The following is a 4,155-nucleotide window of genomic DNA, read 5'->3' on the forward strand; positions in this document are numbered from 1 at the left end:
GCCGCCTGACACACCGGCCATCACCCGCCGGAGATCGCGATCGGCCGAGCTGCTACACCACTCCCCGGGACACGACCGCTAAGCGCCTTTGAAACAAAAAGAAAAAGGCCCCCAACGGGAGCCTCATCTCGGGTTCGCTACAAGATAATGGCGGAGGGAGTGGGATTCGAACCCACGACACGGTTTCCCGTGTACCCGCTTTCCAGGCGAGCGCCTTAGACCACTCGGCCATCCCTCCGCGCTCGCGGCACGTTTACAGCCCCTCCCGCCCGCGGCAAGGGGGAACGCCGCCGCCGGGCGCAGCAAGCCCTTCGCGAACCCCTTCCGTTCGGCTAGTGTCCGTCCCAGATGAAAGCCGGGCCGGGCTGTCCCGGTTGTCGGTGTCACCACGGGACGGACATACGCACGATGGGTACCTTCAGCATCTGGCACTGGCTGGTCGTGCTGCTCGTGATCCTGCTGCTGTTCGGCAGCGGCAAGATCAGCGGCCTGATGGGCGATCTTGCCAAGGGCATCAAGTCCTTCCGCCAGAACATCAAGGACGACAAGGACGAGGCGCAGGCCGCCGAGGCCGGGCAGAAGCCCGCCGGCACCCTGCCCGGGCCGGAGACCCGCGAGGCCGCCGCCCGCACCAGCGAACCCGCCTCCTCCTCCGGTTCGCGCGGCTGAACCCGCATTGATCCTCTACGGCGCGTTGCCCTCCGGCGCGCCGCCCTCGTAGTCTGACGGCATGCCCTGGCCGCCCGGCGCGGCAGGACAGGGATCACGGCCGGCGGCGAAGATCGGTCAAGGGCAGGCGAACGGACGGGGGGCGGATGGACAAGGCTGCGGACGCGAACGGGGCCGAGGAGGCCCAGCGGATCCTCGACCTGGAAGTGCCGTCCAGCCGGCGCACGCTCGGGCCGGCGCTGGCGCAGGCGTTCCGCTGGCTCGGCATCGCCTTCGTCGCCTTCCACCTCTGGGTGCTGCTGGTCCATCCGATCGATCCGACGGTGGGCCGACCGGTGCATGTCTATGTCGGCGCGATCATCGGGCTTGGCCTGTTCGCCGCCTCGCATCGCGCGCGGCTCGACCGGATCGCCTGGTACGACTGGATGATGATGGCGGCCTGCGTCGGCATCGTCGCGCACTATGCGCTCGATGCCGACGGGATCGAGATGCGCGCCTTCCTGGGGCCGAACTGGCGCGACACCATCGTCGGCGTTGCCGCAATCGCGGTCCTGCTCGAGTTCACGCGCCGCACCGCCGGCATCGCGATGCCGATCATCGCGCTCGTCTTCATCTCCTACATCTTCCTCGGCCCTTGGCTGCCGGGCGCGCTCTACCACACCGGCGTGCCGTGGCGCGAAGCGGTGAACTTCCTCGCCGGCATGGAGGGGATCTTCGGCATCACCACCTCGGTCTCCGCCACCTTCATCATCATGTTCGTCACCTTCGCCGCCTTCCTGCAGACCTCGAAGGCGGGCGACTTCTTCAACGACCTGGCGATGGGACTGGTCGGCTGGGCGCGCGGCGGCCCGGCCAAGGTGGCGGTGGTCTCGTCCTCGATGTTCGGTGCGGTCTCGGGCTCCTCCGTGGCGAATGTCGTGGCCTCCGGCACCTTCACCATCCCGATGATGAAGCGCGCCGGCTACGACGCCGACACCGCCGGTGCGGTGGAGGCGACCGCCTCGACGGGCGGGCAGCTCGCGCCGCCGGTGATGGGCGCGGGCGCCTTCATCATGGCCGAGGTGCTCGGCGTCCCCTACCAGGAGATCCTGATCGCCGGGATCATTCCGGCGCTGCTCTACTACGTCGCCTGCTACAGCCATGCCGACCTGCATGCGCTGAAGGCGGGGCTGCGCGGCCTGCCGCTCTCGGAACTGCCGAGCCTGCCCAAGCTGATGCTCAGGGCCTATCTGTTCGCCCCGCTGGTGATCCTGATCGCGGTGCTGCTTTCCGGCTACTCGCCGTTCCGCGCGGCCGGACTCGGCATCGCCGCGACGGTGGTGATCATGTTCGCGACCTTCCTCGCGCATCGCGTGTTCATCGCGCGCGAGAACCCGCTCGCCGCGCTGGCCGGAAGTCTCTGGCAGCTCTGGCTCGCGATCTGCGAGGCGCTCGCCGGCGGGTCGCGCGAGGCGCTGCAGCTGATCGCGGTCTGCGCCACGGCCGGGATCGTCGCCGGGGTGATCGGGCTCACCGGCATCGGCGGACGTTTCGCGACCATCCTGCTCGAGCTCGGCGGCGCGGTGCCGATCCTGGCCCTCACCTTCGCCGCGGTCGTCGCCCTGATCCTGGGCATGGGCGTGCCGACCACGGCGGCCTACGCGATCGCCGCGGCGGTGGTGGCGCCGGGGCTGATCCGCATGGGCATCCAGCCGCTGGTCGCGCACATGTTCATCTTCTACTACGCGGTTTTGTCCGCGATCACGCCGCCGGTGGCGCTCGCCTCCTTCGCCGCCGCCGGGCTGGCGCGCGGCAGCCTGTGGGGCACCAGCCTGACCGCGCTCAAGTTCGGCATGGCAACGTTCCTGGTGCCCTACATGTTCTATCTGAACCCGGTGCTGCTGGCGCAGGGGGCGCTCACCGACATCCTCCAGGCCCTGGCCACCGGGGTGATCGGCGTGGTGCTGCTCGCCTGCGCCACCGAGGGCTATCTGGGCGGAAGGCTGCCGCTCGCGCTGCGCCTGGTCACCGGTCTCGCCGCCGTCCTCTGCATCATCCCCGAGGGGCTCACCGATCTGGCCGGTGTTGCGGTCGGGGTGGCGATCTACGGATGGCAACGGTGGAGTGCGCGCGGGACACCGGCCCTGGCGCAGGGGAACGGCAAAGGCGGGGATTGAGCCGTCCCGCGCCGGGACCTCCTCACGCGAGGCATGGCGGCAGGGCGGTCCGCCAATGCCGAGGGATCGATCCTGCCGCTGCGCGACCGCGCGAACCCGGCAGGAGGGTATGGTCGGTCCTGGTCGGTCCCGCCCCGCTGGTTGGCAGCGGGGAACGTTGCGCGATGATCCCGAAACGGCATAGCCTGTGCGTGCGCGGCAGCGCCATGGGCGTGCCCAGGGGTGGCGGCGCCAGCTGGGGAGAAGAGCGATGAAGCGGATGGTGGTCGACCTCCTGGAAAAGTTCGCGATCGGACTGTTCGTGCTGTTCCTGCTGGCCGGGCTGATCGGCGGCTACGGTCCGGGCGGCGTGGTCGGCGCGATCGTCGGGCTGATCGTCGCCTTCCTGATGGCCGTGCTGGTGTTCGGCATCATCTTCGTCCAGCTCGAGATGAACGAGAGCCTGCGCGCGATCCGCCAGCAGCTCGAATCGCGCCGGCCGTAATCCCTCTGCCGATCGGGGAACGCCCGGTCGGGGGGGCGCGGCGGCCGAGGATGCCCCGCGCGCGACGCCTCGCCGCGCTTGACTTGCGGCGCGGCCTCGTCGGGAAATGGCGCCGGCGGGAAGGGGGGTCGATGGCGAGACGAGCGACGGCGGCAGGCACGGCGGCGCGCCGGGCTGATCCGCCTCGCGACCGACGCGCCGGGAGGCCGCCGATGCGGATGATCGCGTTTCCATGACGAGCGCGCGCTATCTCCAGGCCGCCGAGCTCGAGGACAGGCTCCCGCTCAGGGCGGGCGCGGCGATCGCGCTCGCCCAGCACGCGCGTCTCGCCGCGCTGATCGAGGCGAAGGCGCCGGCGGCCGCCGGGCTGTTCGCCGAGCCGGTGCTCGATCCCAAGGAGAGCCCTGCACCGCGTCGCGTCTCGTGGTATGGCCCGGCCTCGGAGGATCCCGTCCCGCTCGAACGCCTGCCGACCGCGCAGCGCCTGCTCGCCGAGAGCGAGCTGCGGAGCCGGCTCTCGGCGCTGCAGCCGCTGCTCGCCGATCCGGAGGCGGGCGGGCTGCTGCGCGCCGCCCTGATGGTGTCGGGCCAGGGCGACATCCTCTGGACCGGGGCGGCACCCGTGCTGGTGAACTGGGGCATCGTACCGGCCTCCGTCGGCGAGGCGCCGGAGGCGCTGGCGCGGCACTTCGATGCCACGCTTGGCCGCTACGCGCCGCCGCACGCCAATCCCTGGCGCGCCGCTGCCTTCGCCGCGCCGGCCGGCGCGGTGCAAAAGGATCTCGGGTGGGATCCGGCGAAGGTGCACGTGAACGGCGGCGCGCTCGCGCTCGGCCAGCACCGTGT

The 4,155-nt window shown here is 70.9% G+C and carries 3 protein-coding genes, 1 tRNA gene and 1 pseudogene; 4 read left to right on the top strand and 1 reads right to left on the bottom strand.

Translation table 11 applies throughout. The annotated features are described in order from the left end of the window. Positions 1-148: 148 nt before the first annotated feature. Positions 149-238 (bottom strand) — tRNA-Ser (locus FK498_RS17675). A gap of 170 nt (positions 239-408) precedes the next feature. On the opposite strand from FK498_RS17675, the gene FK498_RS17680 reads away from it, so the two are divergent. The 4 genes and pseudogenes from FK498_RS17680 to FK498_RS20045 all read left to right on the top strand — a co-directional run. Next, positions 409-669, top strand: coding sequence for a twin-arginine translocase TatA/TatE family subunit (locus FK498_RS17680; protein ID WP_141856897.1), 261 nt, complete (start codon positions 409-411; stop codon positions 667-669). A gap of 146 nt (positions 670-815) precedes the next feature. Then, positions 816-2,825: a TRAP transporter permease gene (locus tag FK498_RS17685; RefSeq protein ID WP_141856899.1), complete on the top strand. Its 2,010-nt coding sequence runs from the start codon at positions 816-818 to the stop codon at positions 2,823-2,825. A 250-nt stretch (positions 2,826-3,075) separates the two neighbouring features. Then, positions 3,076-3,309: a hypothetical protein gene (locus tag FK498_RS17690; protein WP_141856901.1), complete on the top strand. Its 234-nt coding sequence runs from the start codon at positions 3,076-3,078 to the stop codon at positions 3,307-3,309. Positions 3,310-3,541: 232 nt separating this feature from the next. Further along, positions 3,542-4,155, top strand: a pseudogene (locus FK498_RS20045) (hypothetical protein); the annotation flags it as partial.

It is taken from the genome of Elioraea sp. Yellowstone, from assembly GCF_006704265.1.
GTDB lineage: Bacteria > Pseudomonadota > Alphaproteobacteria > Acetobacterales > Acetobacteraceae > Elioraea.

Bases quoted from the DNA above. Each gene is read 5' to 3' on its own strand.
- FK498_RS17680 (WP_141856897.1), top strand. From the start codon at position 409: ATGGGTACCTTCAGCATCTGGCACTGGCTGGTCGTGCTGCTCGTGATC.
- FK498_RS17685 (WP_141856899.1), top strand. From the start codon at position 816: ATGGACAAGGCTGCGGACGCGAACGGGGCCGAGGAGGCCCAGCGGATC.
- FK498_RS17690 (WP_141856901.1), top strand. From the start codon at position 3,076: ATGAAGCGGATGGTGGTCGACCTCCTGGAAAAGTTCGCGATCGGACTG.